2 protein-coding genes are annotated in these 2,504 nt (G+C 42.7%); both read left to right on the top strand.

Annotated elements, in window-relative coordinates; genetic code table 11:
• Window positions 1-228: 228 nt before the first annotated feature.
• On the top strand, window positions 229-1,302 hold the full coding sequence (locus BM415_RS24590) for an endospore germination permease (protein ID WP_006211809.1): 1,074 nt from the start codon (window positions 229-231) through the stop codon (window positions 1,300-1,302).
• The coding region (locus BM415_RS24585; RefSeq protein ID WP_091161994.1) for a spore germination protein at window positions 1,299-2,504 on the top strand (1,206 nt) is incomplete at its 3' end. The genes BM415_RS24590 and BM415_RS24585, both read left to right, overlap by 4 nt.

The following is a 2,504-nucleotide window of genomic DNA, read 5'->3' as shown; positions in this document are numbered from 1 at the left end:
AAAGTTCCTAAAATGGTTAGAATCGGAATTTTAATCATTAAATTTAGTATACCGAAGCATACTTAATGAGGCAATGTGGAGCAAAAAGCTATCATATTCCAATTACCTAATCAAAAACGGAACTTTTGCAAGATGGAATAGCCGAAGTGATTGGAATGAAGACGATGAGGGAAAAGTATATAATGGTGTTTCCATATTCTTCTTCAAAAGTTGAAAGAGGTGATCTTTATGCCAAAAATTCCGCTTATACAGTCATACATGATAATTATGCTTTCAGTCGGTTTGCTGAACCACGTCATTATTATACCGTTACTGCTCGGTGCTTCAGGGCGAGATGCCTGGCTGGTAGTACTTCTTGTATTAATCGCTTCGCCTCTTTGGATTGGCTCTTTGAACTACATCATCAAAAACATGAACGGCATACATTTAAAGGATTGGTTGCAGCAGCATTTCGGAATGTTTCTCTCCATAACCCTGGTTTTCATATATAGTGTGCTTGTATGGCTCATGGGACTCATTTCCTTGAAGGATACTCTAACTTGGACAATTGCAACTTATATGCCTCAAACTCCAATGCTCGTCCTTGTGGTAGCAACAATTGTCGGATGTTTCTTTGCGGCATATCAGGGGCTTCGCACCATTGCGATTGTGAGCGGGATATTGTTACCTTTCGTTGTCATTCTTGGCGACCTTGTAATGATTGCAAACTTTCAGTTTAAAGATTATACCTTGCTTTTTCCTTTGCTCGAAAAAGGAACACCTCCACTATGGAAAGGTGTTCCCTACGCTGCCAGCGGGTTGCTGGAGTTGTCGTTGCTGATGCTGATCCAGCATAAGTTAACGAAGAAACCGGGCTTCATAAGTTTGATGCTTGTTTGTCTCATTTTATCCGGGCTTACGATCGGCCCTTTGATGGGTTCGATTACAATGTATGGCCCTGATGAAGCGGCAAACCAACGATATCCTGTTTATGAACAATGGAGAATGGTTCGACTGGGCGAGTATGTGGAGCATGTCGATTTTTTCTCGATTTACCAATGGCTATCCGGTATGTTCATTCGAGTGTCCCTTTCCATGTATCTCTTGGGGGAATTATGGAAATTACAAAAGTATAAGTGGATACCTATGTTCCTAGGCGCTTTATTCATGTTGGTTGTTACATTGCTGCCTATTAGCGATATGGTCTTTCAAGACCTATTGAGCCTATATTACTTTCCATCGTTTTGTGTCTTTACAATTGGGGTCATGATCGTATATGTCGTACGAACCTCAACACGAAATAAAAGGAGTATCTACGAATGATAAAACGATTCAGAAATAAGAAGGCGGAGGTCTTACCATCGCCATCAAACAAAGTGGCAACTGTTTCACAACCGCTTAGTGAACCGTCGCTTATCCAACGCTTCCAGATGTGTCAAGATGTTAAGCGTCATGTTTACAAAATAAAAGCTGGTGATGATCAGTCGAGGATCGTTTTGCTGTACTGCGATGGTTTATGTGACAACCAACAGCTCATTCAGGATATGGTGCTGCCCCACTTGACTCGTTTTTATGAAACTTACGGATTTCATAAGAATGAGGAGATTGTTGAGTCGTGTCAATTACAGTTAGAGAGCATTTCTTTCGAGGAGTGGGAGCAACAAGTCGAAACGGATATTTTCGAGGGCAAGCTGCTTTTGTTCATTCCGGCACTAACTTCGTTGTTCTCCCTCGATATTTCCAAAAAACCGGCACGTAAGCCGGAAGAGTCTAACATTGAAGTCTCGATACGCGGTCCAAAAGACGGTTTTGTTGAAGAAGTCGGCGTCAATGTTGCGCTGATTCGGAAACGTATCAAGTCAACCAGCATGGTATACGAAACCAAAACAGTTGGCGTGAGAACTAAAACAACAGTTGCGATTCTTTATATGCGAGACATTGTTAATCCGAATATTGTTCAAGATATAAAGAAAAAATTGGATGGTATTCAAATTGACGGAGCAATCAGCGCCACTCAACTGGAAGAATTAATGGAACCGACAAGAGCTTTGTTTCCTTTGATGGGGTACACAGGAAGACCGGACTTCACCGTGAACTGCATGATGAATGGCCGCGTAGCATTAATTGTGGATGGTACTCCGGCTGCTTTGATCGCTCCAGCCAATTTGTTCTTGCTCCTGAAAACACCGGAAGATATCCACTTTACTGCTTTATCGGCCACGTTCGGGCAAACTCTTCGTTTGCTCGGGTTGTCCGTTTCACTCATGCTGCCCGGATTTTGGGTTGCCATTCTTGCGTATCATCAAGATCAACTGCCTTACTATTTACTTGCAACTATTGGCATTAACCGATTAGGAATCCCATTAGGTGTGGCAGGGGAAATGTTTCTGTCGCTCATCTTTTTAGAAATATTGCGGGAAGCCGGTGTTCGCTTGCCTTCTGCCATTGGCTCTACTGTTACCGTTGTGGGAGGTCTTATCCTGGGGGATGCAGCCATTCGGGCAGGATTTTTATCCCCGAGCATC

This window comes from Paenibacillus sp. 453mf (genome assembly GCF_900116105.1).
Taxonomy (GTDB): domain Bacteria; phylum Bacillota; class Bacilli; order Paenibacillales; family Paenibacillaceae; genus Paenibacillus; species Paenibacillus provencensis.
The sequence above is the reverse complement of the archived record's forward strand: the minus strand, read 5'-3'. Positions and strand labels throughout refer to the sequence as shown.

What these genes read in the sequence shown, in the direction of transcription:
- BM415_RS24590 (WP_006211809.1), top strand. Translation starts at nt 229, where the DNA reads ATGCCAAAAATTCCGCTTATACAGTCATACATGATAATTATGCTTTCA.